The 26867-nt window shown below is 72.4% G+C and carries 26 protein-coding genes; 15 read left to right on the plus strand and 11 right to left on the minus strand.

What is annotated here, in order from left to right; all coding sequences use genetic code 11:
* Positions 1 to 22: 22 nt before the first annotated feature.
* Both AB0K00_RS07280 and AB0K00_RS07285 read right to left on the minus strand, forming a co-directional pair.
* Positions 23 to 838 (minus strand): fused MFS/spermidine synthase, encoded by an 816-nt coding sequence (locus AB0K00_RS07280; RefSeq protein ID WP_363516772.1) that lies wholly within the window; start codon positions 836 to 838, stop codon positions 23 to 25.
* A gap of 30 nt (positions 839 to 868) precedes the next feature.
* Positions 869 to 1444, minus strand: coding sequence for a hypothetical protein (locus AB0K00_RS07285; protein WP_363516775.1), 576 nt, complete (start codon positions 1442 to 1444; stop codon positions 869 to 871).
* A gap of 179 nt (positions 1445 to 1623) precedes the next feature.
* Between AB0K00_RS07285 and AB0K00_RS07290 the strand changes: the two genes are divergently transcribed.
* The 9 genes from AB0K00_RS07290 (at position 1624) to AB0K00_RS07330 (ending at position 12137) form a co-directional block, all read left to right on the plus strand.
* Entirely contained in the window at positions 1624 to 2838 is a 1215-nt protein-coding gene (locus AB0K00_RS07290) for an EAL domain-containing protein (protein ID WP_363516778.1), read from the plus strand.
* A gap of 6 nt (positions 2839 to 2844) precedes the next feature.
* Positions 2845 to 3726 (plus strand): hypothetical protein, encoded by an 882-nt coding sequence (locus AB0K00_RS07295; protein WP_363516781.1) that lies wholly within the window; start codon positions 2845 to 2847, stop codon positions 3724 to 3726.
* 67 nt (positions 3727 to 3793) lie between these two features.
* Positions 3794 to 5869, plus strand: a complete 2076-nt coding sequence (locus tag AB0K00_RS07300) for a hypothetical protein (RefSeq protein ID WP_363516784.1) — start codon at positions 3794 to 3796, stop codon at positions 5867 to 5869.
* 92 nt (positions 5870 to 5961) lie between these two features.
* Complete coding sequence (locus AB0K00_RS07305) at positions 5962 to 6567, plus strand: TetR/AcrR family transcriptional regulator (RefSeq protein ID WP_363516786.1); 606 nt, start codon at positions 5962 to 5964, stop codon at positions 6565 to 6567.
* A gap of 54 nt (positions 6568 to 6621) precedes the next feature.
* Complete coding sequence (locus tag AB0K00_RS07310) at positions 6622 to 8403, plus strand: 5'-nucleotidase C-terminal domain-containing protein (protein WP_363516789.1); 1782 nt, start codon at positions 6622 to 6624, stop codon at positions 8401 to 8403.
* 17 nt (positions 8404 to 8420) lie between these two features.
* On the plus strand, positions 8421 to 9419 hold the full coding sequence (locus AB0K00_RS07315; protein ID WP_363516791.1) for an aldo/keto reductase: 999 nt from the start codon (positions 8421 to 8423) through the stop codon (positions 9417 to 9419).
* A gap of 32 nt (positions 9420 to 9451) precedes the next feature.
* The gene (locus AB0K00_RS07320; RefSeq protein WP_363516794.1) at positions 9452 to 10579 is read left to right on the plus strand and encodes a glutamate--cysteine ligase; all 1128 of its coding nucleotides are present in this window, start codon (positions 9452 to 9454) and stop codon (positions 10577 to 10579) included.
* A complete protein-coding gene (locus tag AB0K00_RS07325; RefSeq protein WP_363516797.1) occupies positions 10576 to 11172 on the plus strand; it encodes an HAD family phosphatase in 597 nt (198 codons plus the stop codon). Before AB0K00_RS07320 ends, AB0K00_RS07325 begins: the two co-directional genes overlap by 4 nt.
* On the plus strand, positions 11169 to 12137 hold the full coding sequence (locus tag AB0K00_RS07330; RefSeq protein WP_363516800.1) for a TAXI family TRAP transporter solute-binding subunit: 969 nt from the start codon (positions 11169 to 11171) through the stop codon (positions 12135 to 12137). The genes AB0K00_RS07325 and AB0K00_RS07330 overlap by 4 nt, the downstream gene beginning before the upstream one ends.
* Before the next feature lie 25 nt (positions 12138 to 12162).
* Here the strand turns inward: AB0K00_RS07330 and AB0K00_RS07335 are convergent, their stop codons facing one another.
* From AB0K00_RS07335 to AB0K00_RS07350, 4 genes are read right to left on the minus strand one after another with little or no spacing between them, the layout of a single operon-like run.
* Positions 12163 to 13548, minus strand: coding sequence for a HAMP domain-containing sensor histidine kinase (locus AB0K00_RS07335; protein WP_363516803.1), 1386 nt, complete (start codon positions 13546 to 13548; stop codon positions 12163 to 12165).
* 3 nt (positions 13549 to 13551) lie between these two features.
* Positions 13552 to 14223, minus strand: coding sequence for a response regulator transcription factor (locus AB0K00_RS07340; protein ID WP_363516806.1), 672 nt, complete (start codon positions 14221 to 14223; stop codon positions 13552 to 13554).
* A 45-nt stretch (positions 14224 to 14268) separates the two neighbouring features.
* Entirely contained in the window at positions 14269 to 15141 is an 873-nt protein-coding gene (locus tag AB0K00_RS07345; RefSeq protein WP_363516809.1) for an AMP-binding protein, read from the minus strand.
* Positions 15027 to 15773: an AMP-binding protein gene (locus tag AB0K00_RS07350; protein WP_363516812.1), complete on the minus strand. Its 747-nt coding sequence runs from the start codon at positions 15771 to 15773 to the stop codon at positions 15027 to 15029. The genes AB0K00_RS07345 and AB0K00_RS07350 overlap by 115 nt, the downstream gene beginning before the upstream one ends.
* Before the next feature lie 83 nt (positions 15774 to 15856).
* Between AB0K00_RS07350 and AB0K00_RS07355 the strand changes: the two genes are divergently transcribed.
* Complete coding sequence (locus AB0K00_RS07355) at positions 15857 to 16306, plus strand: PaaI family thioesterase (RefSeq protein ID WP_363516815.1); 450 nt, start codon at positions 15857 to 15859, stop codon at positions 16304 to 16306.
* Between the two features lie 101 nt (positions 16307 to 16407).
* Positions 16408 to 17031, plus strand: a complete 624-nt coding sequence (locus AB0K00_RS07360) for a hypothetical protein (RefSeq protein WP_363516818.1) — start codon at positions 16408 to 16410, stop codon at positions 17029 to 17031.
* Here the strand turns inward: AB0K00_RS07360 and AB0K00_RS07365 are convergent.
* Complete coding sequence (locus AB0K00_RS07365; RefSeq protein ID WP_363516821.1) at positions 17028 to 17675, minus strand: TetR/AcrR family transcriptional regulator; 648 nt, start codon at positions 17673 to 17675, stop codon at positions 17028 to 17030. The two genes, AB0K00_RS07360 and AB0K00_RS07365, sit on opposite strands and share 4 nt — an antisense overlap.
* A gap of 47 nt (positions 17676 to 17722) precedes the next feature.
* Between AB0K00_RS07365 and AB0K00_RS07370 the strand changes: the two genes are divergently transcribed.
* The 4 genes from AB0K00_RS07370 (at position 17723) to AB0K00_RS07385 (ending at position 22562) form a co-directional block, all read left to right on the plus strand.
* A complete protein-coding gene (locus tag AB0K00_RS07370; RefSeq protein ID WP_363516824.1) occupies positions 17723 to 18874 on the plus strand; it encodes an acyl-CoA dehydrogenase family protein in 1152 nt (383 codons plus the stop codon).
* Between the two features lie 28 nt (positions 18875 to 18902).
* Entirely contained in the window at positions 18903 to 20249 is a 1347-nt protein-coding gene (locus tag AB0K00_RS07375; protein WP_363516827.1) for an aldehyde dehydrogenase family protein, read from the plus strand.
* The gene (locus AB0K00_RS07380) at positions 20246 to 21325 is read left to right on the plus strand and encodes a Zn-dependent alcohol dehydrogenase (RefSeq protein WP_363516830.1); all 1080 of its coding nucleotides are present in this window, start codon (positions 20246 to 20248) and stop codon (positions 21323 to 21325) included. Before AB0K00_RS07375 ends, AB0K00_RS07380 begins: the two co-directional genes overlap by 4 nt.
* A gap of 301 nt (positions 21326 to 21626) precedes the next feature.
* Positions 21627 to 22562, plus strand: coding sequence for a DUF559 domain-containing protein (locus AB0K00_RS07385; protein WP_363516833.1), 936 nt, complete (start codon positions 21627 to 21629; stop codon positions 22560 to 22562).
* Here the strand turns inward: AB0K00_RS07385 and AB0K00_RS07390 are convergent.
* The 4 genes from AB0K00_RS07390 to AB0K00_RS07405 all read right to left on the minus strand — a co-directional run bounded on the left by AB0K00_RS07390 (position 22501) and on the right by AB0K00_RS07405 (position 26740).
* Positions 22501 to 23325, minus strand: coding sequence for an alpha/beta fold hydrolase (locus AB0K00_RS07390; protein ID WP_363516836.1), 825 nt, complete (start codon positions 23323 to 23325; stop codon positions 22501 to 22503). The genes AB0K00_RS07385 and AB0K00_RS07390 overlap by 62 nt on opposite strands.
* Positions 23322 to 24782, minus strand: a complete 1461-nt coding sequence (locus AB0K00_RS07395) for an NAD(P)/FAD-dependent oxidoreductase (RefSeq protein ID WP_363516839.1) — start codon at positions 24780 to 24782, stop codon at positions 23322 to 23324. Before AB0K00_RS07395 ends, AB0K00_RS07390 begins: the two co-directional genes overlap by 4 nt.
* Before the next feature lie 102 nt (positions 24783 to 24884).
* Positions 24885 to 26063 (minus strand): hypothetical protein, encoded by a 1179-nt coding sequence (locus tag AB0K00_RS07400; protein WP_363516842.1) that lies wholly within the window; start codon positions 26061 to 26063, stop codon positions 24885 to 24887.
* Positions 26064 to 26083: 20 nt separating this feature from the next.
* Positions 26084 to 26740, minus strand: a complete 657-nt coding sequence (locus AB0K00_RS07405) for a hypothetical protein (protein WP_363516845.1) — start codon at positions 26738 to 26740, stop codon at positions 26084 to 26086.
* Positions 26741 to 26867 lie beyond the last annotated feature (127 nt).

Consider the following 26867-nt stretch of genomic DNA (forward strand, 5'->3'; position numbering starts at 1 on the left):
GATTCACCCGTTATGGCGGCCTTCACGGCAGCACGACAGGGTCCGCTCCAGCGGTCAGCAGGTCCAGTCCGGCACCGCTGACGACCTGCGCGGGCTGCCGATCCCGGCCGAGGATCGCGGCCAGCCGCGCGACAGGCAGCCGGTCCGGAGCCTTCGCCGCCGCAAAAACCACGTTGCCGAAGCGACGGCCCCGCAGGAGTTCCGGGCGCACCAGCAGGCACAGGTCATCGAAGGCGGTGCGCAGCGTGGCCGCCTGGCCCCGGGAGAAGGCCAGCGGCGCGAGGTCCGCGACGTTGACCGCGTAGATCCCCTCGGGGCGCAGGATCCGGGCCACCTCGGCGGCGAACGTGACGTCCGACACGCTTTCCGGCATCTGCGCGGCGTCGTACACGTCGCCGATGACGAGATCGTAGGACGAAGCCGGAATGTCGGACACGACCTGCCGGGCGTCGCCGAACACGAATGAGATGCCGGTCGCGTCGTCGAACGGCACGACCCGCTGCACGAACTCGGCCAGCTGCCGGTCCCGCTCGACGATCACCTGCATGCAGCCGGGCCTGGTCGCGGCCAGGTAGCGCGGCATCGTGAAGGCACCGCCGCCGAGGTGCAGCACCTCCAGGGGCGCACCGGCCGGGGCCATGGTGTCCACGACCGCGGCGATGCGCCTGGCGTATTCGAAGCTGAGGTACGTCGGGTCGGTCACGTCGACGTAGGACTGCTGGACCTCTTCGAAGAGCAGCGTCCAGCCGCCCTTACGGCGCGGGTCGCGCACCAGCCTGGCGTTGCCGAACTCGGTGTGCTCGCCGATCCCGTCGATGATCTCCCGCCAGGTACCCATCTAGACCGAGCCCATGTAGAGCGTGCCCATTTACGCGGGTGCCTCGTTCACGAGCTCCACGGGCGGCCCGTCGCCGTAGCGGGCGGCGAACAGCGGCTTGGCCTTGTCGACCTCGGACGTGCCCACGACCACGACCCCGCGCACGAAGTCCGAGGACACGCTGTTGACGTGCACGCCCTGCTCGCTCCAGTACACGTTGTCGTCGTTGACCTGCTCATAGCGCTTCGCCAGCTCGCCGGCGGAGAACCGCGCGTCGCGCAGGATCACGCACGAGGACGCGAACGTCGCGCTGACCCACTTGTCGAGCTCGGCCGACGGCTTGCGGTAGACCTCGACGCCCTCGTCGCCGACCCTGGCCCCGGCGAACACCGCGGCGAAGTCGGCCTCGCCCCGGATGCCGATCTGCCCGGCGACGTCCACCGGGTCAGCCGCGGGGTCGGCCGTGGGTGACGCCCCGCAGCCGGCGGTCCGCACGCCGGGGCCCGCGGCGCCTGAGGCACCGGAGGCGCTCGAGGAGGCGGATGTGGACGGGTCGGCCGTCGTGCAGGCCGTCAGACCGCACGCCGTCAGACCGAGGAGCAGCGTCACCACCAGTACACGTCGCATCGGCGCCCAACCTACCGGAGCCGACCCGCCCGCCGCCAAACCGGCGATTACTCTCAGTTTCGGGCAATTAACCCTCAGTTCCCGCGCGTCCGGGTCGAACCAAGGGACATGGACGGCACCATCATCCCTACCGTCATCAGGGGCATCGACGACGTCATCGATGCGCGAGCCGTCACCACGTGTTCCAGCCGATCGTGCGGCTCGACTCGTGGCGCCGCCACCGGCCGGAGGTCGTCGGCTACGAGGCCCTGACCCGCGGCCCGGCCGGCACCCCGTGGGAGGCGCCGCTGGAGCTGTTCGACGCCGCTGGCCAGGCGGGCCGCCTCGCCGAGCTCGACTGGATCTGCCGCGCCGCCGCGTACCGCGCCGCGATCGACGCCGGCCTGCCGCTCGGCCTGACCCTGTTCGTCAACGCCGAACCCGCGGCGCTGGGCGTGCCGTGCCCGCCGGACCTCGCGCGGGAGATCCTCGACGCGCAGCTGCGGCTGCGGGTCGTCGTCGAGATGACCGAACGGGCCATCACCGACGACCCCGCGACCCTGCTCACCGCCGCCGAGGCGTGCCGCGGCTCCGGCTGGGGCGTGGCCCTGGACGACGTCGGCGCGGAACCCGCGTCCCTGGCGGTCATGCCGTTCGTGCACCCGGACGTGGTCAAGGTCGACCGGCACCTCACCCAGCAGCCCGACGGCGCCTACGCCGCCCGGGTGGTCAACGCGATCGTCGCCTACGCCGAACGTACCGGCGCCGCGATCCTCGCCGAAGGGGTCGAGACCCGCGAGCACGTCGCCGCCGCCCTGGGCATGGGCGCGACCCTCGGCCAGGGCTGGCTGTTCGGCCGGCCGGGCCCGCTGCCGGCGGACGTCGCCGAGCGCAGCGCGACCCTGCCGGTGCCGTTCGTCGCCCCGCCGGCCGGCACGGGGACCAGGACACCCTACGAGATCGTCGCCGCCCGCCGGCCGACCGCGGAGGCGACGAAACGGATGCTCATGCCGCTGAGCCGGTACCTGGAGGAGAAGGCCCTGGACGCGGCCGAGCCCCCGGTCCTGCTCAGCTGCTTCCAGGAGGCGCGGTTCCTGACCGCGGCCACCGCCCGCCGGTACGCCGCCGTCGCGCGGACCGCCGCTTTCGTCGGTGTCGTGGGCACCGAACTGCCCAGCGTCCCGGTCGCCGGGGTCCCGGGGCTGCGCGGCGCCGCGATCGCCGGCGACGACCCCCTGCGCGGCGAGTGGAACGTGGTGGTCGTCGGGCCGCACTTCGCCGGCGCCCTGGTCGCCCGTGACCTCGCCGACGACGGACCCGACGCCGACCGGCGGTTCACCTATGCCCTCACGTACGACCGTGACCTCGTCCTGGAGGCGGCCCGTGCACTGTTGCACTGGATCGTGCCAACATAGGCGGCTATGAAGCGGTTGGCGCTCGTCCCCGTGGTCGCCCTGCTCGCCCTTGTCGCCCTGGTCGCCGGCTGCTCCGGCCCCGCCGGGAAGGCGCAGGAGAGCCCGGTCAAGCTGCGGGTCGAGCTGACCCAGGGCCGGGTCGACGAGGTCCGGCACACGGTGCAGATCTCCATGCACAACGACGGGCCCGCGAAGGTCACCGTCGAGCGGGTCGAGCTGCAGGCGCCGTCGTTCAAGGGGGTCGGGCCGGTCACGGTCGACGCCCCGCTGCCCGTCGGCGGCCTGCGCGTCGACGTGCCGGTCTCCTACGGCACCGGCGTCTGCCAGGGTGACGAGCTCAAGCCGCGCAGCGCCGCCTCGCACGTCGCGTTCGGCGTCCGCACCGAGGACGGCAAACTGCACGACCTGCGGCTGCCGCTGCCCGACCCGGACCCGATGCTCGACAAGCTGCTCGGCATCGACTGCCAGCAGGCGTACCTGGACCGGCAGGTGACCCTCACGTTCGGCCCGTGGACGCACCTGCCCAGCGGCTGGCTCAACGGCACCGTGCTGCTGAAACGGGTCGGGTTCGCCGGCACGGTGACGCTGCAGGAGTTCGTCGGCAGCATCCTGCTGGAGGTGCTGCCGCTGCCGGCCCGCGAGCAGACGCCGAAGCCCTACGCGGTGCTGCAACCCGGCCAGAACGAGGTCAGCATCCCGATCGTGGTCGACGGCGAACGCTGCACCCCGCACGCCCTCGCGGAGATCAAGAAGCCGTACGTGTTCCCCGCCTGGCTCAGCCTCGACGGCGGCCCGCCGCTGTACACGGAACTGAAGATCACCGACGCGGAGCGTGACGCCTTCAAGCCGGTGATCGATGCCTGCGCCGCCGGCCACACCCAGATGTGAAGATGAAGTTTTAAGGCAGACTTAGGCCAGTTGCGATGGGGTACGGCGGGTGCCATGCTCCAGAGCCATGTCCGAGGTCGGTGAACGCGTTCGCGCGGCGTTACCCGCGGTCGCGCTGCTGACGCTCGCCACCGCGGCCGTTCTCGGGCTGTCCACACTGCTGGGGATCGCCCCGGCGCCGCCGATCTGGCAGGTCGTGCTGACCCTCGTGGCGGGGCTGCTGCTCGGCATCGCCGCGACCGACCAGGTCCGGGCCGCGCTGACCGACTGGCAGGGCGCCACCGCCGCCGAGTCCGGCACCCACCGCCGGACCCGCTCCGCGCCGAGGGGCGCGCCGGCCGTACACCTGCCGCCGCAGACCCCGGACGAGCCGGTGCAGCTGGAGAAACCCCGTCCGCCCCGGCCCGCACGCCCGTCGTGGCCGCGGATCGGGATCATCGCGCTGATCGTCGCCGCGCTCGTCGCCCTGCTGTGGGTGCCGCAGGTGCCGGTGCACGGCGTCGCGACGGCCGTCTTCACGTTCGTGTTCGGCTACGCCGCCTACGCCCTACCCGTCCTGCCGCTGCTGCTGCTCTGGCCGCTGCCGCGGCTGCCCCGGGCCACCTGGCCGTGGCAGCTGCCGCTGGTGCCGTTCGTCGACCGGCGGCTGTGGACCGGCGCCGAGCTGGGCGACCTGGCCGTCGCCACGCTGCAGTACCTGCGCGAGCGGGTGCTGACCCGCACCACCGGCATCGCCCTGGCCACGCTCGGGCTGCTGCATCTGGTGCGCGGCAACCCGAGCCTGTTCGACGGCGGCACGTCCCGCGCCGGTGGGCTCGCCGGCTGGCTGCTCGCCGAGCCGCTGCGCCTCGTGTTCGCCGCCGGCGGCGCGATCGGACTGCTCGGCGGGATCCTCATCGGCGCGGCCGCGGTCATCGCCGCGTCGGTCGGCCGGGCCTGGGGCACCGTCGCCGGCTACGCCGTCCTCGCCGTCGCGGTCGCCGTGCCGCTGCTCGGCGTCGGCGCCGGGCACTGGCTGGGCTTCGAGTACTACCTGCGCACCGAGCAGGGCCGGGTCGTCGTCGTGGCGGGCCTGTCCCCCTCGCACCGGCAGGCGGTCCACGACACGGCGGTCCCCGTCGACGGCCTGTCGCCGTCGCTGCTGGCGCTGCTGGACAAGGGGCTGCAGGTCACCGGCAACGACGACGGCGACCGGATCGCGAAGGCCCTGGCCGACCCGTCGCAGGCGGCCGCCGACACCTTCGTCGGCGACCAGTTCGAGCTCAAGGCCGGCGAGTGCTTCGACTGGATCGGCGGTTCGTCGCAGCTGCGGTACGTGACGCCGTGCAACGCCGCGCACATCGGCGAGGTGACCTACGTCGGGCACCTGCCGTTCCTCGACGACCCGGGCCGCGACGCCGTCGACGCGGCCGCGAAAGCCGTCTGCGAGCAGTCCTACGGCGCGTACCTCGGCGTCCCGTACGGCCAGTCGTTCCTGCCGCTCGAAAAGCCGATGCTGCCGCCGGGCTGGACGGCGCGGCCGGTCATCGCGTGCTCGGTCGGTGCGGTCGGGCCGTGGACGCTGAAAGGCACGAAGACGGTCGCCGCGCTGCAGCAGAAGGTGCCGTGGGCGGCCGCCAGCGGCTGCAAGGTCGAGGTTCCGGACGCGCTGCGGGTCACCGCGGAGCAGCCCAACACCCGCTGCGTCGCGCCGGGCCCGGAGCAGCGCCTCGCGGTGCAGGGCGGCGGCTTCGCGATGGACCTGGAGTTCGCCGCGATCGGCAAGACCGCCGGCGGCGCGAAGATCGGCGCGGCCTGCCTCGACGGCGCGGACCTGGGCAACGGGTACACGTTCGAGGTCGGCGCCGACGGCGTCATCGAGATCGACAAGCTGGTCGGCGGGCAGCCGACGAAGCTGGCCGCGTCGGCGAAGCCGAAGAACGCCGGCCCGCCGACGACCGCCTCGACCCCGCTGCAGGTCACCTGCAAGCCGACCGCCGACGGCGGGATCGAGCTGACCGCGTTCTCGACCGGCAACCGCAAGGCGACCGCGGTCGACAAGACCAACCCGGTGACCCGCCTGTCGCCCCGGCTGATGCTGTCCAACGCGGGCGCCGGCGGCGTCGTCATGACCGCGATGATCTTCAACGCGACCCGCGTCTAGCAGCGCGCCGACCACCACACCGCTCAGCGGCGGACATGGCGGGGATCGTGGCAGCCGGATTAGAAAGCGAACATTCGCTTTATACTCGAAGGATGCCCCGCGTCTCGGAAGCCCATCTCGCCGCCCGCCGCGAGCAGATCATCGAGGCGGCCACCCGCTGCTTCCTGCGCAACGGCTTCCATCAGACGTCCATGCAGGATGTCATCAAAGAGGCGGGCCTGTCGGTCGGGGCGTTCTACCGCTACTTCGACAGCAAGGCCGCACTGATCAAGGCCATCGCCGGGGAGAAGATCAGCGTCGTGCAGGCGACCGCGGACCACCTGCTCGCGCAGGACCCCGCGCCGCCGCTGCTCGCGGTGATCGACGACCTGCTGCGCCAGATCGACGTCAACCTCACCGACGACGGCACGGTCCGCATCGCCGTGCAGGTGTGGGGCGAGGCGGTGCACGACCCGCAGTTCGCCGCGCTCATCGCCGAGATTTACGGCAAGATCCGCGGCAACGCGGTCGCCCTCGCGCAGCGCGCGCAGGAGAACGGCCAGGTGCCCGCCGACGCCGACCCGGGCGCCATCGGCTCGGCGATCTTCGGGCTCATCCAGGGGTACATCCTGCAGCGGGTGCTCGTCGGGAAGATCGATCGCGACACGTACATGCGCGGCATCGACGCACTGATGGGGGCCGGCCGGGACCATCGATGAGCGGACATCGACCCCGGCAAGCGGCGCCGCGCCCGACTGCATAGGGTGCCTGGCATGAACAACCCTTCAGGCACCTCACGGCGGACCGTCCTGGCCGTCGCGGCGGCCGCGGCGGCGGCACCCTTCGTCGCCGGCGGCGAGGCCGGCGCGGCACCCGCGGCGAAACCCAAAACCTGGGACCTCACGCTGCTCGGCACGTCGGACACCCACGGCAACGTCTACAACTGGGACTACTACAAGGACGCCGAGTACGACGACAGCGCCCACAACGACATCGGCCTCGCGAAGGTCGCCACGCTGGTCAACCAGATCCGGGCCGAGCGGCGCGGGAAGGCGACCCTCGTCCTCGACGCCGGCGACACGATCCAGGGCACGCCCCTGGCCACGTACTACGCGAAGCAGGAGCCGATCACCACGACCGGCGAGAAGCACCCGATGGCGCGGGCGATGAACGTCATCGACTACGACGCGGTCACCCTCGGCAACCACGAGTTCAACTACGGGCTGCCGCTGCTCGACCTGTGGATCAAGCAGCTGGGCTTCCCCGCCCTGGCGGCGAACGCGGTCAACGTGAAGACCGGGCGGCCGGCGTTCGTGCCGTACGTGATCAAGAAGGTCGACCTCGGGCACGGCGCGCCGAACTTCCGCGTCGGCATCCTCGGGCTCACCAACCCCGGCGTCGCCATCTGGGACCGCGCCAACGTCGAGGGCAAGCTGCGCTTCGACGACCTGGTCGCCACCGCGGCGAAGTACGTGCCGGAGATGCGCCGCCGCGGCGCCGACATCGTGCTCATCTCCGCGCACGGCGGCGACAGCGGCAAGTCCAGCTACGGCCCCGAGCTGCCGAACGAGAACCCGTCGGCGCTCATCGCCGAGCAGGTCCCCGGCATCGACGCGATCCTCTTCGGCCACGCGCACAACGACATCCCGCAGCGCTTCGTCACCAACGCCGCGACCGGCGCGCAGGTGCTGCTGTCGGAGCCGTCGAGGTGGGGTTCTCGTCTGACCCGCATGGACTTCCAGCTCAGCCGCGACCGCAACCGCTGGACGATCACGTCGAAGGCGGCCACGACGCTGAACACCAACACGGTCGACGCCGACCCGAAGGTCCTCGCCGTCGTGCGCGCGCAGCACACCAAGACCGTCACCTACGTCAACCAGGTCGTCGCCACGTCGACGGAGACGCTGTCGGCGGCCGAGTCCCGCTACAAGGACACGCCGATCCTGGACTACATCAACAAGGTCCAGACCGACACGGTCATCGCGGCGCTCGGCACGGCCCTGCCGGTGCTGTCGATCGCGGCGCCGTTCTCGCGGACCGCGGTGTTCCCGGCCGGCGACGTCAAGATCAAGGACGTCGCGGGGCTGTACATCTACGACAACACCCTCGAGGCCGTCGTCCTGACCGGCGCCGAGGTCCGCGCGTACCTGGAGTACTCGGCGAAGTACTTCGTGACGCTGCCGGTCGGCGCGCCCGTCGACCCGGCGACGATCAACGACCCGGCCGTGCCGGACTACAACTACGACACGCTGTCCGGCGTCGACTACGACATCGACATCAGCAAGCCGGTCGGCCAGCGGATCACGCGGCTCGTCCACCCGGGGACCACCACCCCCGTCGGCGACGCCGAGCAGTTCGTGGTCGCGGTGAACAACTACCGGCGCTCCGGCGGCGGCAACTTCCCCGGCATCGTCAAGCCGCAGGTCTACAACGCGCAGCAGGAGATCCGGCAGCTGCTCATCGACTGGGCCCAGGCGAAGGGCTCGATCAACCCGGCGGACTTCTTCACACCGAACTGGCGGCTCGTGCGCGAGGACGTGCCGGTCTTCGCGTGACGCCATAGTCTGGGCGGATGCAGGAACGGATCTTAGGACGGACCGGTGCCCCGGTCGGCGTGGTCGGACTCGGCGCATGGCAGCTCGGCGCCGACTGGGGCGAGGTCGACGAGGACCAGGCCCTCGCGACCCTGACCGCAGCGCATGAAGCGGGCGTGACGTTCATCGACACCGCCGACGTGTACGGCGACGGCCGCAGCGAACGCCTCGTCGGCCGGTTCGTCAACGGCCTGCCCTCGGGCCACGGCGTCACGGTCGCGACGAAAATGGGCCGCCGGGTGCCGCAGGAGGCGGACCGGTACAACCTCGACAACTTCCGCGCGTGGAACGACCGGTCCCGGGAGAACCTCGGCGTCGACACCATCGACCTGGTGCAGCTGCACTGCCCGCCGTCGGAGGTGTACTCCACCGACGAGGTGTTCGACGGCCTGGACCAGATGGTCGCCGAGGGCCGGATGAAGGCATACGGGGTCAGCGTCGAGACGGCCGCGGAGGCGCTGACCGCCATCGCCCGGCCCGGCGTCGCCACCGTGCAGATCATCTTCAACATGCTGCGGCTCAAGCCCCTCGACGACGTGCTGCCCGCGGCGGAGAAGATGGGCGTCGGGATCATCGCCCGGGTACCCCTGGCCAGTGGCCTGCTGTCCGGCCGCTACGACGAGCGCACCACGTTCGGCGCCGACGACCACCGCACCTACAACCGGCACGGTGAGGCGTTCGACCAGGGCGAGACGTTCTCCGGCGTCGACTACGACACCGGTCTCGCCGCGGTCCGCCGGCTCGCGCCGCTGAAACCCGAGGGGCTGACGATGGCCCAGTTCGCGCTGCGCTGGATCGTCGACCACCCGGCCGTCTCCGTGGTCATCCCCGGCGCCCGCAACGGCGAGCAGGCCCGCGCCAACGCCGCGGTCGGCGCGGCCGAAGGCGTCACGGCGCCGTTGCCCGCCGCCACGCACGACGCGGTCCGCGAGGTGTACGACGAGCTGATCCGCGCCTCGGTCCACAGCCGATGGTGAGCCCCGGCGACACAGTGAGCTCCGGCGACACAGTGAGCGCCGGCGAAACCATCGGCGTCGAGGAGGAGTTCCACGTCGTCGACGCCGAGACCGGTGACCTGGAGCCCGCCGCCCGGCGGGTCCTGCGCGGCGCGGACGCGGAGCCGGAGCTGCACCGGTCGATGGTCGAGACGGCCACCGCTGTGCACACCGACCTGACCGGCCTGCGCGCCGACCTCATCGAGAAGCGCCGGTCCCTCGTCGAGGCGGCCGGCCGGCTCGGGCTCGCGGTCGTCGCGGCCGGCTCGGTCCCCGGCTCCGGGTCCGGGCCCAGCCGGGTCTACCCGGACGAGCGCTACGAGCGCATGGCGCAGGAGTACCGGCTGCTCGTCGACGAGCAGCAGGTCGCCGCCTGCCAGGTGCAGGTCGGCGTGCCCGACAAGGACCTGGCGGTGCGGATCACCCGGCGGATCCGGGAGTGGCTGCCGGCGCTGCTCGCCCTCAGCGTCAGCTCGCCGTTCTTCGCCGGCCAGGACACCGGGTACGCCTCCTACCGCACGGTCGTCACGTCCCGCTGGCCGACCGTCGGCCCGCCGCCGGACCTGGACTCCGACGCGCAGTACCAGCGGGTCGTCCAGACGCTCGTGGACAGCGGCGTGATCAGCGACGCCGGGATGGTCTACTTCGACGCACGGCCGTCGGCGCGGTATCCCACCGTCGAGGTCCGGGTCGCCGACTCCTGCCCTCGGGTCGACGACGCGGTGCTGCTCGCCGCGCTGTCCCGGGGGCTCGTCACCGTCGCCGCCGAGCAGGACGCCGCGGGCCGGCCCCTGCCGGAGGCGCCGCAGGTGCTGCTGCGCGCCGCCACGTGGCGGGCCGCCCGGTCCGGGCTCAGCGGCCACCTCGTCGACCCGGCGACCCGCTCCGCGGTGACGGCCGGCGCCCGGGTCGACGCGCTGATGGCGCACATCCGTCCCGCCCTGGAGGCCCGCGGCGAGTGGGAGATCGCCGTCGACCTGCTCGAGGACCTGCGCGCCCGGGGCACGTCGGCGACCCGCCAGCGGGCGCTCAAATCCGCCAAGGGCGATTCCTCCAAGAGCAATTCCACCAAGAGCGATGGCTCCCGCGAGGTCGTACAGTCGTTGGCAGCGGAAACGGCTGAGGGGACGGGATCCTCGTGACGCTGCGCGGGCTGCTGGTCGACTACGGCGGGGTTCTGACCACTGACGTGTTCGCCTCGTTCGACGCGTTCTGCGCGCGCGAGGGTCTGCCGCCCGGCACGGTCCGGGACCTGTTCCGCGATGACCTGGCGGCCCGGTCGCTGCTCGGTGGCCTGGAGGACGGGACGCTGCCGGACGCCGAGTTCGAGGCGGGGTTCGCGGCCCTGCTCGGGGTGCCTCCGGAGGGCCTGATCGAGCGGCTGCTCGGCGGCACCACCGCCGACGTGGCGATGCTGGACTTCGTGCGGGCCGCCCGCGGCCGCGGGATCCGCACGGGACTGATCTCCAATTCGTGGGGTTCGCAGCGGTACGACCGGATCCTGCTGGACGAATTGTTCGACGGCATCGTGATCTCCGGTGACGTCGGCGTGCGCAAGCCGGACCCGGCGATCTACGTTCTCGGCGCCGCCGCGATCGGCGTCCCGCCGCAGGAGTGCGTCTACGTCGACGACCTGCCGGGCAACCTGAAACCGGCGCGCGCCCTGGGGATGACGACGGTGCGGCACCGCACCCCGGACGAGACCCTGCAGATCCTCGAGGCCTGCCTGTCATGAAACGGCGGACGCTGATGGCCGGCGGGCTCGGCTGGGGTGCCGGCTGGGGTGTCAGCCTGGGGCTCGGCGTGCCCCTGCTCTCGGCGTGCGAGTCCGGCGACGACGAGGCGACCGGGACGCTGCGCATCGCGACCGGCAGCAAGGGCGCCGTCTACTACACGTACGGCTCCGCGATCGCCGAGCTGGCGAAGCGGTACCTACCGAACGTGACCGCCAGCGTCCTGCCCACGAACGCGTCGAAGGAGAACGTCGACTCCGTGCTCAACGGCGCCGCCGACGTCGGGTTCACCCAGGCCGACATCGCCGGCGACGGCGACAAGGCCGCGCCGGGCCAGCTCGCCGCCCTCGCCCGCATCTACGACGACTACGTGCACCTCGTCGTCGCCCGCGGCGGCGGGATCAACACCGTCCAGGACCTGCGGGGCCGCCGGGTGTCCGTCGGCCAGAAGGGCTCCGGCACCGCCGTCACCGCCGATCACATCCTCGAGGTCGCCGAGGGCGGGCTCCGCGACGCCATCATCGCGCAGCCGCTCAGCCTCAACGAGTCGGTCGAGGCGCTGCGCAAGAACGAGATCGACGCGTTCTTCTTCTCCGGCGGGCTGGCCGTCGGGCTGATCCAGGAGCTGGCCCAAACGTTCGCCATCCAGCTCGTCGGCCTCGAAACGCTGGTGCAGAAGCTGCGCGCGAAGTTCGGCGACTACTACGCGGAGCGGATCGTGCCGGCGTCGGCGTACGCGGGCATCAGCCCCACCGTCGCGATCGGCATCGCCAACTATCTCGTCGTGCGGGTGTCGATGCCGGAGCCCCTGGCCTACGGCGTGACGCGGCTGCTGTTCGAGGGCCGCGACGAGCTCGCGAAGGCGCACCAGGCGGCGGCCCGGCTCAACATCCGCTCCGCGATCAGCACCCCGCCGCTGCCCCTGCACCCGGGCGCGGTCCGCTACTACCGCGCGCAGAAGGCCTGACCTCCAAGCCTGCGTTCGCCGCCGCTCAGGGCGTGGGGAACCACAGCCGGGCGTGCAGGCCCTTCGGGGTGTTCGGCAGCAGGTCCAGGCGGCCGGACGACGCCTCCACCAGGACCGCGACGATCGGCAGCCCGAGGCCGCTGCCGTCGACGTTCTGCGTGCCGGGCGCCCGCCAGAACCGCTCGGTGGCGAGCTCGCGCTGCTGCTCGGTGAGCCCCGGACCGGTGTCGGTCACGTGCACGGCGACCCCGCCGACCCCGCCGTCGTCGGCGGCGACCGGCCGGATCGTGACGGTGCTGCCGTCGGTGGAGAACTTCACGGCGTTGTCGATGAGCGCGTCGAGCGCCTGGTCGAGCGCGGTCGTCACGGCGCGGGCCCGCAGCGGGCGCGGCGGGCGGACGTAGCGCAGCGTGATGTCCTTCTTCGCGGCGACCGGCTGCCACGCGACGACCCGCGTCCAGGCGACCTCGCCGGCGTCGATGTCGGCGAGCTCGTAACGGCCCCGTTCGGCGCGGGCGAGGGCGAGCAGGCTGTCCAGGACGTCGCCGAAGCGTTCGGCCTCTTCGAGGGCGAGGCGGTGCCCCTCGACGGCCTGCGGGTCGGTGAGGTCGACGCCGAGGTCCTCGACCCGCAGCCGCAGCGCGGTCAGCGGGTTGCGCAGCTGGTGGCTGGCGTGGGAGACGAAGGCGCGCTGCCGCTCCAGGGAGTCCGCGACGGTCGCGGCCATCTCGTTGAACGCGGCGCCGAGCCGGCGCAGCTCCGGCGGGCCGTCGGCGGCGGGGACGCGGGCGGCGTAGTCACCGGCGGCGAGCTCGTGGGCGGCGGCGTCGAGCTCGGCGACGGGCCGCAGCGTCCAGCGGGCCAGGGACCACGCGGCGACGATCCCGGCGAACAACACGACGAGGCCGCCACCGGCCAGGATGCTCCATGCGGTGCGGACGCCGGCGGCGCGCCGGCCGGTCGGTGAGATGGTGATGACGGCGCCGATGACCTCCCCGCCGCGGACGACGGGGATCGCGACCACGAACGGTTCGAGGCGCCACGGCCAGACGGTGCCGTCGTCGCTGGCCTCGCGGCCTTCGAGCGCGCGGCGGGCCTGCCGCTGCACGGCCCGGTCGGTGAGGGCGACCTGCTCGCGGGAGGCGACGACGCGGAAGGCGTCCTGGTTGACGACGACGGCGACGACGCCGTACACCTCGTCGTAGCGGGTGAGCTCCGCTTCCAGCTCGGTGGTCTCCTGGGCCCGCAGGGCCGGTTCGGCGAGCGCGGCGAAGCGGGTCGCGTCGGCGAGGCGGTCGGCGACGAGCCGCTGGGTGTCGCGGCCGGCGATGGCGAGCGCGAGCGGCACCTCAAGGGCGGCGAGCACCAGCAACAGCAGCAACAGGTACGTGGTGACCAGGCGGATCCGCACGGCTCACAGCCCCGGGACGAGGCGGTATCCGACGCCGCGGACGGTCTGCACCAGGCCGGGCACGTCGAGCTTCGCGCGCAGCGAGCCGACGTGCACGTCGAGGGTGTGCCGGCCGACGAAGCTGGTCTGCCACACCGCGAGGATCAGCCGGTCGTAGGAGACGACGACGCCCGGGGTCCGCACGAGCACGGCGAGGATCTCGAACTCCTTGCGGGTGAGCGCCACGTCCCGGCCGGCGACGGTGACCTGCCGGGCGCCGACATCGACGCGGACCGGACCGGCGGCGAGGACCTCGACGGCGCTCTGCGGCGCCCGCGACGCGCGGCGCAGGACCGCCTCGATACGGGCGTTGAGCTCGGCCATCGAATAGGGCTTCACGACGTAGTCGTCGGCGCCGGTCTGCAGCCCGATGACCCGGTCGCGCTCCTCACCGCGGGCGGTGACGGCGATGATCGCGACCGTCTCGTCCTTGCGGCGCAGCGTGCGGCACACCTCGATGCCGTCGCCGTCGGGCAGGTTGAGGTCGAGCAGCACCAGGTCGAACGGCTCACCGGCGAACGTGTCGAGGGCGGTCTGCGCCGTCGGGCAGTGCGCGACGTCATGGCCGCGCCGGCGCAGGGCGGTGGCCAGCGCGGCCGCCACCCTGGCGTCGTCTTCGACCAGCATCACTCGCATCGTGCGCTCATGGTAATCGTGCGCTCGCGATAGAGGGGGGCGCAGTCAGAGCAGTGCCCGAAGCGCCTTGCGGTTCAGCTTGCCGACGGAGGTCAGCGGGATCTCCGCCATGATGCGGATCTCCCGCGGCCGCCGGGTCGGGGCGAGGTGCGCGCGGGCGTAGGCGTCCAGCTCCTCGGCGGTGACCGTGCCCTGCGTGCCCTGCGTACCGTCGGTGCCGGACAGCGACACGAAGGCGATCACCTCCTCGCCGAGGCGTTCGTCGGGCCGGCCGACCACGGCGGCCATCGCGACCGCGGGGTGGGCGGTGAGCACGTCCTCGACGTCACGCGGGTATACGTTGAACCCGCCCCGGATGATGAGGTCCTTCTTGCGGTCGACGATGCTGAGGTACCCGTCGCCGTCGATCGTGCCGATGTCCCCGGTGGCGAACCATCCGTCGGTGACCCCCTCGGCCGTATTGTCAGTACTCCCCCCAGTGACCCCCTCAGCCGTCCCGACCGGGCTCCAGTAGCCGCGCATCACGTTCGGGCCGCGCACGAAGATCTCGCCGTCGTCGCCGAGGCGGACCTCGATGCCTTCGAGGGGCTTGCCGACCGTGCCGCGGCGGGGCGCGTCGAGGGGGCTGCCGCTGACGATCCCGCCGGTCTCCGTGCAGCCGTACCCTTCGAGCACCCGCGCGGACGGCACCAGCCGCTCGAACGCCTCGGCCGCGGCGGGCGGCAGCGGGGCGGCGCCGGAGAAGACGTACCGCAGCTCGCTCAGGTCGTGCTCGGCCAGGGGCTGCCCGAGCAGCATGACGATCATCGACGGGACCACGGCCGCGGTCTGCGCGCGCTGCTCGGCGGCGAGCCGCAGCCAGCCGGCCGGCTCGAACCAGCGTTGCAGCACCGCGACGGGTGGCTCCGCGGCCTGCATCGCGCCGACGTGACCATCAGCCCGTAGGAGTGCGACAGCGGCAGGGCGGTGATGCCGGTGTTGAGACCCGGGGTGTGGGCCGCCTCCCGGGAGACCCGCCCCGCGTGGGCGAGGTTGGCGTGGGTGAGCGCGACGCCCTTGCTCCGTCCGGTGGTGCCGCCGGTGTACAGCAGCGCCGCGAGCTCGTCGGGGCCGCGGTCCACGATCGGGGCCGGATCGGCGGCGAGGAGGGCGTCGAACGACGCGGTGCCGACGACGACCGTGGGCACGCCGAGCTGCCGGCACAGCTCGCCGAACTTCGGCAGCAGCTCCGGCGAGGTGACCACGACGACGGCGCCGGAGTCGCGCAGGACGTGGCCGAGCTCGTCGGCGGTGACCAGGAAGACGACCGGGGTCACGACCGCACCGGCCCGCCACACCGCCTGGTACACCTGCGACACCTCGGGGCAGTTGGCCATGACGACGGCCACCCGGTCGCCGGGGCGCACCCCGAGCTCCCGGAGCCCTCCGGCGACGCGGGTCGCGCGGTCATGCGCCTCCCCCGACGTGTGCCAGGACCCTTCGAAGCACAGCGCGGGGTAGTCGCCGTGCCGGTCGAGCGACGCCTCCGTGAGACGGGCGAGGTTGGACATCGACGAACCTCCAGTCCAAGTTTCTACACTGCCTATGCCGATACCTGCCGTGTGTCAATGCCGAGTCTCAGGGAGCCACACCGATGACCGACCGTCCGATCACCGCCGGTGAACGTTTCGCCGACGTCGGCGACTGGAACAACAGCCGGGGTCAGGGCCCCAACCTGTGGCGCACGCTGGGCTTCCGGCGCACGGAGTGGGAACCCGGCGGCTCGACGGTCGAATGGGACGCGACCGTCGAATACGGCTTCACCACGCCCGGCGGCCCGGTGATCCAGGGCGGGCTGGTCACCGCGATCCTCGACTCCGCGATGGGCGGCGCCTGCTTCACCACGCTCGACCGGGACGAGCTGTTCCTGACCGCGGACCTGCGGGTCGAGTTCTTCCGGCCGACCCGGCCGGGGACGCTGCGGGCCGTCGGCACGGTGCTGCGCCGGACCAGGAAGGTCGTGTTCTGCGCCGCCGAGCTGTACGACACCGACGGCACCACCCTCGCCGCGAGCCGTTGCACCCAGGTGCTGATGCCGGCCTGACGCCCCGCCATTGCTTCGGGCTGATTTCGCAGCGTCAAGTTTCCCTCAAGGAACGACGTCCGCGATTCCGCCGGCACGGTCCGACCGGCCACGGTGAACAGGTGAACATCGTGCCAACCGGCGAACGCTCCTCAACCGGCGAGCGTTATCGGGCCTCGACCGTCGCCGCGTTCGAGGCGGCCGTGCTGGTGCGATGCACAGGGGTGTGCGGTGGAGGAGGACGGGCCCGGGCGCTGGGGGGCACCCGGGTCCGCGCCGCCTTCGCACACGCACCAGCGGGGGTGCTCGCCGAGTTCAACCGGTCCGTCGCCGCGGACCGGCTGGTCGAGCTGTTGGGGGCGGCCGGCCACTCGGCGAGTGTGCACCGCTACACCGCGGGCACCCGGCACCGTTACGAGATCTTCCGCGTCCTCACCGCGCCGCTCGCCGGGGGTTTCCTGGACCGCGCGTGGCAGCAGGGGTACGCGGACCTGTGCGGCACCCCGGAGCTGCCGCGGTCGGCCCGCCAGATCCGCCACGCCCGCCAGCTCGCCGAGTCGGCGTGGCGCGGCGTGCTGCTGGCGTCGGGCCCGTCCCGCTCCGGCTCCCCCGGGCTGCGGGTCGCCGACCTGGAGACCGCCACGGTCCTGATCCGCGCCGGCCGGATGCTGAGCATGCCGGTCCGCATGAGCACCCGCCCCGGCGGCCAGATCCTGCTCGTGATGCCGCAGGAAGCCGCCGCCTAGCTCTCTGGCTGGCTCTCCGGCTGCAGCTGCTCGAACTTCCGCTCCAGGCCGGTCAGCAGGGCCTCCAGGCCCAGCTCGAACGCGCTGTCGTCGACGTGCGCATGCTGGCCGGCGAGGCGGTGCGCGTCGCGCAGGTGCGGGTAGTCGCGCGCGTACAGGTCGGGGTCGTCGACGAAGCCGAGCGCGAACGAGCCCAGGGCCGAGCCCGCGACGAAGAACCGCATGGTCGCGCCGATGCGGGTGGCGTAGCCGGGCGGCCAGCCGGCGTTGACCAGGGCGCCGTAGACCGCGTCGGCGAGGCGCAGCGACGCGGGGCGGCGGGCCGGGCCGCGGGCCAGGAACGGCACCACGTTCGGATGGGCGCGAAACGCCGCCCGGTACGCCCGTGCCCACGCCCGCAGCGCCTCCGGCCACGGGTCGCGCCCCAGCATGGACAGGTCGACACCCGCCACGATGCTGTCGCCGATCGCGTCGACGATCTGCTCCTTGGTGGCGAAGTGGTTGTACAGCGAGGGCGCCTGAACGCCCAGCTCGCGGGCCAGCCGCCGGGTGGACAGCGCGTCGAGACCGTCGGCGTCGACGATCGCGGTGGCCACCTCGACGATGCGGTCACGACTGAGGAGTGGCGTTCTGGGGCGGACCATGGCTACGATCTTAGAAACTAACGGCGTTAGTTAAGGGACCCGCACCCATGGACTTCACGCTCAATGACGAACAGCGCGCGATCCGCCAGGTCACCGCCGAGTTCGTCGACCGCGAGATCACCCCGCACGCCGCCGCCTGGGACCGTGCCGAGCAGGTCGACCTCGCCATCGTCAAGAAGCTCGCCGACCTGGGCATCTTCGGCATCACGATCCCCGAGGAGCACGGCGGCAGCGGCGGCGACCACACCACCTACTGCCTGGTCCTGGAGGAGCTCGGCAAGGGCGACTCGTCGGTGCGCGGCATCGTGTCGGTGTCCCTCGGCCTCGTCGCGAAGAGCATCAACGGCTACGGCACCGCGGCGCAGAAGGCCGCCTGGCTGCCGCGGCTGTGCGCCGGCGACGCCCTCGGCTGCTTCGCGCTGACCGAGCCCGACACCGGCTCCGACGCGGGCGCCCTGGCGACCCGCGCCACCAGGGTCGAGGGCGGCTGGCGGCTGGACGGGTCGAAGATGTTCATCACCAACGGCACCTGGGCGCAGGTCGCCCTGGTCTTCGCCCGCACCGGCGGCCCCGGCCCGAAGGGCGTCTCGGCCTTCCTGGTGCCCATGGAGACGCCCGGCCTGCGGATCGAGGAGATCCACGGCAAGCTCGGCCTGCGCGGCCAGGCGACCGCGGCGCTGACCTTCGAGGGCGTGACCGTCGGCGACGACGCGCTGCTCGGCGGCCTCGGCGAAGGGTTCAAGATCGCGATGTCGGCCCTGGCGAAGGGGCGCATGTCCCTGGCCGCCGGCTGCGTCGGCATCATCCAGGGCTGCCTGGAGGCGGCCGTGGCCTACGCGAAGCAGCGCGAGCAGTTCGGCCGGCCGATCGCCTCGTTCCAGCTGGTGCAGCAGCTCATCGCCGACATCTCCGTCGAGGCCGACGCCGCCCGCCTGCTGACCTGGCGGGTCGCGGACCTGATCGACCGGGGGCTGCCGTTCGCCACCGAATCCTCCACCGCGAAGCTCTACGCCTCCGAGGCCGCGGTCCGCTCGGCGAACGCGGCGCTGCAGGTGTTCGGCGGTTACGGCTACATCGACGAGTACCCGGTGGGCAAGTACCTGCGCGACGCGCGGGTCACTACCGTGTACGAGGGCACGAGCCAGATCCAGAAGCTCATCATCGGTCGCGCCCTCACCGGCGTGAACGCGTTCGTCTGAGCCGCGTCGCAATAAGGGGATCTCAACGATGAGTATCGACGTCTACAACCCGGCGACCGAGGAGGTCATCGGGTCGGTGCCCGAGAGCGCCGACGTGGGCCCGGCCGTCGCCGCCGCCCGGGCCGCGCTCGGGCCGTGGTCGGCGCTGTCGCGGGGCGAGCGTGCCGCGCACCTCGCCGCGCTGCGCGACCTCCTGGCAGCCCACGCCGACGAGCTCGCGGCGCTGATCACCGCGGAGATGGGCGCGCCCCTGGCCGTCGCCCGCAAGGTCCAGGTCGGCCTGCCGATCGCGGTGCTGTCCTCGATGGTCGACCTGCTCGGCGCCGACGAGCCCGAGGAGCGGATCGGCAATTCGCTCGTCGTGCGCGACCCGGTCGGCGTCGTCGCGGCGATCACCCCGTGGAACTACCCGCTGCACCAGACGGTCGCGAAGCTCGCGCCGGCCCTGGCCGCCGGCAACACCGTCGTGCACAAGCCGAGCGAGGTCGCGCCGCTGTCGGCGCTGCGCCTGCTCGACCTGGTCCGCGAGGCAGGGCTGCCCGAGGGCGTCTACAACCTCGTCACCGGCTACGGCGACCCGACCGGGGCGGCCCTGGCCGGGCACCCCGGGGTCGACCTCGTGTCGTTCACCGGTTCGACCGGCGCTGGTCGTACCGTGGCGGCACTGGCTGCCACAAACCTCACGCGGGTGTCGCTGGAGCTGGGTGGGAAGTCCGCGAACGTGGTCCTGCCGGACGCCGACCTGGCCGCCGCGGTGAAGGTGGGCGTCGGCAACTGCTACCTGAACTCCGGCCAGACCTGCACCGCGTGGACCCGGCTGCTCGTGCACGAGTCGCAGCACGACGAGGTGGTCGCCCTCGCCGTCGCCGCCGCGTCCCGGTACACGGTCGGCGACCCCACCGATCCCGCCACCCGCCTCGGCCCCCTGGCGTCCGCCGCCCAGCGCGACCGGGTGCTGTCCTACATTTCGCGGGGCCTCGCCGACGGCGCGAAACTCGCGCACGGCAACGGATCCGTGCCGGACGTCGGCTACTACGTCGCCCCCGTGGTCTTCGCCGACGTCGACCCCGCGTCGGCCATCGCGCAGGAGGAGATCTTCGGCCCGGTGCTGTCGATCATCCGGTACCGCGACGAGGACGACGCCGTCCGCATCGCCAACAGCACGCCGTACGGGCTGGCCGGCAGCGTCTGGTCCGGCTCGCAGGAGCACGCCCTCGCGGTCGCCCGGCGGATGCGCACCGGCCAGGTCGACGTCAACGGGGGGTCGTTCAACCCCCTGGCCCCGTTCGGCGGTATCGGCGACTCCGGGTACGGGCGGGAGCTCGGCGTCCACGGCTACGAGGAGTTCACGTCGGTGAAGGCGATCCAGCTGTGACCCGTGGCCTGATCCTGCGCGCCGTCGACGGCCCCGCCGTCGTCGAAGACCTCGTCCTGAACCCGGTCGGCCCTTCGCAGGTGCGGGTGCGGCTCGCCGCCGCCGGGGTCTGCCACTCCGACCTGTCCCTGGCCAACGGCACGCTGCGCCAGCCGTTCCCGGTCGTCCTCGGCCACGAGGGCGCCGGCGTCGTCGCCGAGGTCGGCGCCGCCGTGACTGGTCTCACCGTCGGCGACCACGTCGTGCTCAACTGGTCGCCGCCGTGCCGGTCCTGCTGGTTCTGCGACGCCGGCGAGCCGTACCTGTGCGCGCACGCCGACGACGCCCGCGGGGTGCCGTTCGCCCGCAGCGCCGGCGGCGAGGACGTCTACGCGGGCCTCGGCACCGGGGCGTTCGCCACCGAGACCGTCGTCGGCGCCAACGCGTGCATCCCCGTCCCGGCCGACATCCCGCTCGACGAGGCGGCCCTGCTCGGCTGCGCCGTCCTCACCGGCGTCGGCGCGATCCTCAACTCCGCCCGCGTGCGCGCCGGCGAGTCCGTGGTCGTGATCGGGCTCGGCGGCGTCGGCCTCGCCGCGCTGCAGGGCGCCCGCATCGCCGGTGCCTCGACCGTCATCGCCGTCGACGCGGCACCGGCGAAGGAGGACCTCGCGCTGTCCCTCGGCGCGACCCACTTCCTGACGCCCGGCACGTCCCTGGCCAAGGAGGTCCGCGCTTTGACCTCGGGCCGCGGCGCCGACCACGCGATCGAGTGCGTCGGCCGCGCCGCGACGATCCGGGCCGCCTGGTCCGTCACCCGCCGCGGCGGCCGGGCCACCGTCCTCGGCCTCGGCTCCACCACCGACGAGGTCACGTTCAGCGCCCTCGAGGTCGCGTACTTCGCCCGCACGCTGACCGGCTGCATGTACGGCAGCACCGACCCGGCCGTGGACGTCCCGGTGCTGCTGTCGCACTACCGCACCGGCGCGCTGAACCTGTCCGCCCTCGTCACCGACCACATCTCCCTGAACGACGTGAACGACGCCTTCGACCGCATGCGCAACGGCATCGGCGCCCGCACCCTGATCCACTTCTAACGGCCCCTCGCCCACCCTGCCCCCACTCTGCCTCCACTCTGCCCCCACCCTGCCCTCACGCTGGCGCACCGCCCCACACAGACGTTGATCAATGCCCCGCATTGCCGCTTTTGCGCCATAGACAATGTGCGATCTACCCGCGCCCCGAAGATCATCTTGCGGGTAGATCGCACATCGTCTATGCGTCTGGCTACGCGCCGGGCGCGGCCCCGGGCGGCAGGGTTATCCACAAGCGACCTGCCATCCACAGTTCGGCTGAGAGTGCCGGGCGCGAAAAGTGGTGCTCGGGCAGCATTTGGCCATGCATCGATCGCTGCAGCAGCTCGCCGACACCGACGGTGGCGTCGTGGTGCGGCGCGCCGCGCTCCAGGTCGTCGATCACACCGTCATCGATCGGGCCGCCACGAGCGGTGACATCGTGCGGGTCTGCCCGAAGACATTCGTCGACGCGGCCCGGGGTGCCGACCGCCGCACGCTGTTGCGCGCCGTCGCCCGGTATGGCGGGGAGCACGGCGCGCTGTCGCACACCAGCGCGTTGGAGGTGTGGCGGCTTCCCGCACCTGCCACCGGGCCGATCCACCTCACCGTCGAGCATGGTCACCAGTTGCGAGGTGCCACGGGCGTGCGGGTGCACCGCCGCAAAGCGCCGCTGGACGATGTTGCCGTCCGCGACAGGATGCGGGTCGTGCGGGTCGAGCGGGCCGTGGTCGACAGCTGGCCGCTGCTGGAGCTGGACGCGGGGCGAGCTCCGGCGATCGTCGCGGTCAACCGGCGCATGACGACTCCTGATCGGCTCATGGCGGCCGTCGAGCAGGCACCGCGGATCGGCGGGCGGCGTGGGTTGGTGCGACTCGTCGAGCTTCTGCAGGCAGGGTGCAGGAGCCAGCTCGAGCTCTGGGGATATCAGCGGGTGTTCGTCGGTGCGGGGTTCGAGGGTCTGCGGTGGCAGGCACCGGTCCGGATCGGCGGACACACGGTGTATCTGGACGCGTTCGACGCAGGCACCGGCGTCGACTTCGAGCTCGACGGCACCGAGTTCCACGCTGGTCTCGCCGACCGGGAGCGGGACCTGCGGCGAGACGCGGCGCTGCAGGCGGAGGGGTTCACGGTCGTGCGGTTCAGCCATGCGCGACTGCGCCGCGATCCGGACGGTGTGCGACGGGACGCGCTGGCCGTCATGGGTGCGCGTGCGGGCGCGTGGCTGCAGCACTGGCGGCGGCCGTCGTCCGCAGGATGACGCCGGCGACCAGGGCCGGGTCGTCGCTCATCGGGACGTGGCCGCAGCCGTCGAGGGTGACGTGGTGGGCGCCGGGCAGCTGCTCGCGGGCGCGCGACGCCTGGACTGGCAGGAGGATCCGGTCGCGGGAACCCCAGGCGACCGTGACCGGGACGCCGCCCGAGCCGAAGGCGTCAGGGCTCGCGGTGAAGGCGTAGTCGCGGCCGTGCCGGGCGACGGCGCCGAAGCCCTTCCCGCCGCGCAGCGCCAGGGTGTCGGCGAGGGCCCGCTCGGCGGTGAGGACACCGGGGTTGCGGACCAGCCAGCCGAAGGAGAACGCCTTGCCGAAGCCGGTGCGGTAGAAGACCTTCAGCACCGGCGTCGGGGTGAAGGCGCCGAGCCGGTGGCCGCGCAGCACGCGCAGCGCCCGGCGTAGCTGGGCCGGGGTGGCGAAACCGGCCGGCGACAGGGCGGTCACCGAGCGGGCGTGGCCGGCCGCGGCGAGCTCCAGGGCGATGGCGCCGCCGAGGCTGTTGCCGGCGACGTGCGGCCGGTCGAGTCCCGCCTCGGCGAAGTACGCCGCCAGGGCCTCGACGGCGCTCGGCATGCCGTGGTTCTCGGCCGGGGCCGGCGACCGGCCGAAGCCCGGCAGGTCGATCGCGATCACGTCGTGGTGCGCCGCGAGCAGGTCGATGACCGGTTCCCAGGCACGCCAGTGGTGGCCGATGCCATGGATGAGCACGAGCGGCTCGCCGGTGCCCTTGCGGACGGTGTACAGGGTCACGCGCTCACCTCATATGCGTTGACGTCGAAGCGCTTCATCCGTTGCCGGAAGCGCCACGTGGATCCGGGCCAGAGGGTCGAGTTGCGGCCGGTCGCGTCGATGTACCAGCTGCTGCAGCCGCCGGTCGCCCAGACGGTCCTCGCCATGCGCCGGTCGACGGCGGCGGTGAACGCCCGCTGCGCCGACGCGCTCGGCTCCAGGCTGCGGGCACCGGTGCGGCGCAGCTCGTCCAGGGCGCCGAGCACGTAGTTGAGCTGCGCCTCGATCATCAGGACCACGGAGTTGTGACCGAGCCCCGTGTTGGGGCCGAGCAGCAGGAACAGGTTGGGGAAGCCGGCCACGGTGGTGCCGCGGTACGCCTGCGGGCTGCCCTGCCACACCTCGGCGAGGCTGCGCCCGTCGCGGCCGCGGACCCGTTCGGAGATCGGCAGGTCGGTGACGTGGAACCCGGTGCCGAAGATGATGGTGTCGGCCGCGTGCTCGACGCCGTCACGGGTGACGATCCCGTGTGGACGGACCTCGGCGATCGGCTCGGTCACCACGTCGACGTTGTCCTGCGTGAGGGCCGGGTAGTAGGTGTTGGACTTCAGGACCCGTTTGCAGCCCATCGCGTAGCCGGGGGTGAGCCGCTCGCGGAGCACCGGATCGGCGACGGCGATGCGCAGGTTGCGCAGCGCGACCCGCTGGGCCAGCCGCATCACCCGCGGGCGGAGGAAGCCGATGACGGTCGACTCGATTCCCCAGTACACCAGCGTGCGCATCATCCGTTGAGCGCCGGGGATCCGCCGGTACGCCGTGTGCTCCCACCTGCGCAGCGGCCGCTCGTTGCGCGGCATCACCCAGGCGGGGGTCCGCTGGAAAAGCGTCAGCCGGCCGACCGCGGGCTGGATCGCCGGTACGAACTGGATCGCCGACGCCCCGGTGCCGATGACCGCGACCCGGCGGCCGGTGAGGTCGTGGCCGTGGTTCCAGCGGGAGGAGTGGAACGTCTCGCCGCGGAACGTCTCCAGGCCGGGCAGCTTCGGGATGACCGGCTCGTTGAGCGGGCCGCCGGCGCTGATCAGCACGTCCGCGGTCCATTCGCGCTGTGATCCACCCTGCGAGGTCTCGATCCGCCAGTGCCCGGCGGCGGCGTCCCAGCTGGCCTGCCGCACGTCGGTGTCGAAGCGGATGCTGGGCCGCAGCTCGTACCGGTCCGCGCAGTCGCGCAGGTAGTCCCAGATCTCGGCCTGCGGGGAGTAGGTGCTGCTCCACCGTGGGTTCAGCGCGAAGGAGAACGAGTAGACGTGCGAGGGAACGTCACAGGCGCAGCCGGGGTACGCGTTGTCGCGCCACGTGCCGCCGAGATCGCCCGCCCGCTCGAAGACGACGAAGTCGTCGTGACCACGCTGCTTCAGCCGGATCGCGGCGCCCAGCCCGCCGAAACCCGCCCCGACGATCGCGACCCTGACATGCATACAGCCTCCCTGGTACCGACTGGTACCAGGGAGGCTACCACTGGGTAGCTTCGCGTGGAAGCGCGCTGTTCAGAAGTGCTGTCGGGTGTTTCGGAAGTGCCGTTACAGGCCGAGCAGGTGGTTGAAGAAGTCGCGGTACTGGCGGACCGCCGCCCGCAGCCGCTCCGTGTCCTCGCCGCCCTCGCTCTGCCAGGCGCTCAGCTGCGCCCGCTGCGACTCGAGCGCGCCGGTGACGGTCGCGACCGCCTCGGCGACGAGCTGGTCCGCCTCGCCGGCCACGGAACGCGGGTCGTCGATGAACCGCAGCTGCAGCTCACGCCACCGCTCCCGCAGCCCGTCGGCGACACCTTCGCCCCAGATCGCCCCGACGGGCACGGCCTCGACCGCACCGGGCCGCAGGTCCTGCCCGGCACTGTCGGACACGGCGCTGTCAGACACTGTGCTATCGGATGCTGTGCTGTCGGGCACCGGGACCGCGACCACGTCGCCCGCGTCGAGTGCCTCGCCGCCTTCGAGCGCGGCGTCGCTGGTGACCGGCTCGCTGTCGACCGGCTCGCTGTCGACCGGCTCGACCAGTGTGTCGTCCCGGTGATCTGTGTCGTCCCGGTGATCGGCGTCGGCGACGTAGTCGTCGTCGGTGAGGGAGCCGGCACGCAACTGGGTCGCGTGCTCGGCGGCCCAGGCGCGGTCCTCGGCGTCGGTGCTGACCGCCTCGGTGTCGCTGCTGACCGTTTCGGTGTCGGTGCTGACCGCGTCGGCGTCTGCGGTGTCGTCGGTGTGCTCGGCGGTCCAGGCGCGATCCTCGGCGGCCTCCGTGGCCGCGATCTCGTCCTCGTCGCGCTCGTCCGCCGGCGGGTCGACGTCCGCGGGGACGAAGTCGTCGTCGCCGCGAGCCTCGTTCTCCTCGTGCGCCTCGACGTCGTCGGCCTCGCGCTCGGCCACTGCCTCTTCGCCGGTGGTCTCTTCGTTGGTGGTGTCTTCGTCGGCGGCCTGTTCGTCGGCGAGCGCCTGGTCATGGTCGACGACCTCGACGTCGTCGCGCTCGGCCAGGTCGTCGCGGTCGGTGTCGGGCACCGCGGATCCGGACGCGTACGTGCCGGCCGGGTACGACTCGTGCGAGCCGCCCTCAGCAGTTCCGTCGGTCTCGTAAGAAGTGCCGGTCTCGTAAGGGGTGTCGGTCTCGTGAGGGCTGTGGGCGGTGCCCACGGCAACGTCGTCGTCGGCCGGGTTGCGAGGGCCGGGCACGTGGCTCTCGTCGAGGTTCCCGCGTTGATCCTGCATCGGGGTGTCCTTTCCCGGCCCTACGACCGGCGGCTGGTGTCGTGGGCGGCGTCCTCGGGATCACGCTGCACGGGCACGTCGACGTCAGCGCGGTTGGCGTCAGCGTCAGTGCCGTTTGCATCGGTGGTGGGCACGGCGCCGGGGGTGGCGTCCGTGCCGAGCAGCTCGGAGAAGAGCGTGCGGTAGTGCACGACGGCCTGACGCAGCTGCTCGGTGGTGGCCTCGCCACGGTCACTGAGCAGGCTGATCTCATGCGCGTCGCGGTAGTGGCCGAGGGTGCGGGCGTGCTCCACCGACAGGTGCGCCACCTGCTCCTCGTATTCGCCGGTCGGGTACCCGCGCTCGGCGATCAGCTCGGAGACGAGCGCGTCGGCGTCGCGGACGGCGGCATTCGGGTCGTCCAGGAACCGGGCCTGGATCTCCTCCCACGCGGCGGTGTACCGGGTGCGCGCCTCGGGGGCGAGGTCACGCAGCTCGAGCTCGGCGTGGCGGCGCTCCCGCTCGCGCAGCTCACGTTCGACGGCGGTGCGGCTGTCACCCTCGGCGACGGCCCGGTCGTACTCGGGGCCGAACCGGTGCTGCAGCGCCCGCCGCCGGGTGACGAACCAGATGCCGTAACCGATCGCCGCGATCACCAGGAGCACAACGATCGTGATGAGAACTTGGGTGGTTGTCATGGCGGTCCTCCTTCACAGGAGGTATTCCGCATGACGCGAAGTATCAAACGAGAACGGTCATTACGGGCAGTTCACTCACGGCCAGTTCACTCACGGCCAGTGCTCTTCACGGGCAGCACTTCACGGG

The organism is Dactylosporangium sp. NPDC049525 (assembly GCF_040676755.1).
In the GTDB taxonomy this organism is placed as follows: domain Bacteria; phylum Actinomycetota; class Actinomycetes; order Mycobacteriales; family Micromonosporaceae; genus Dactylosporangium.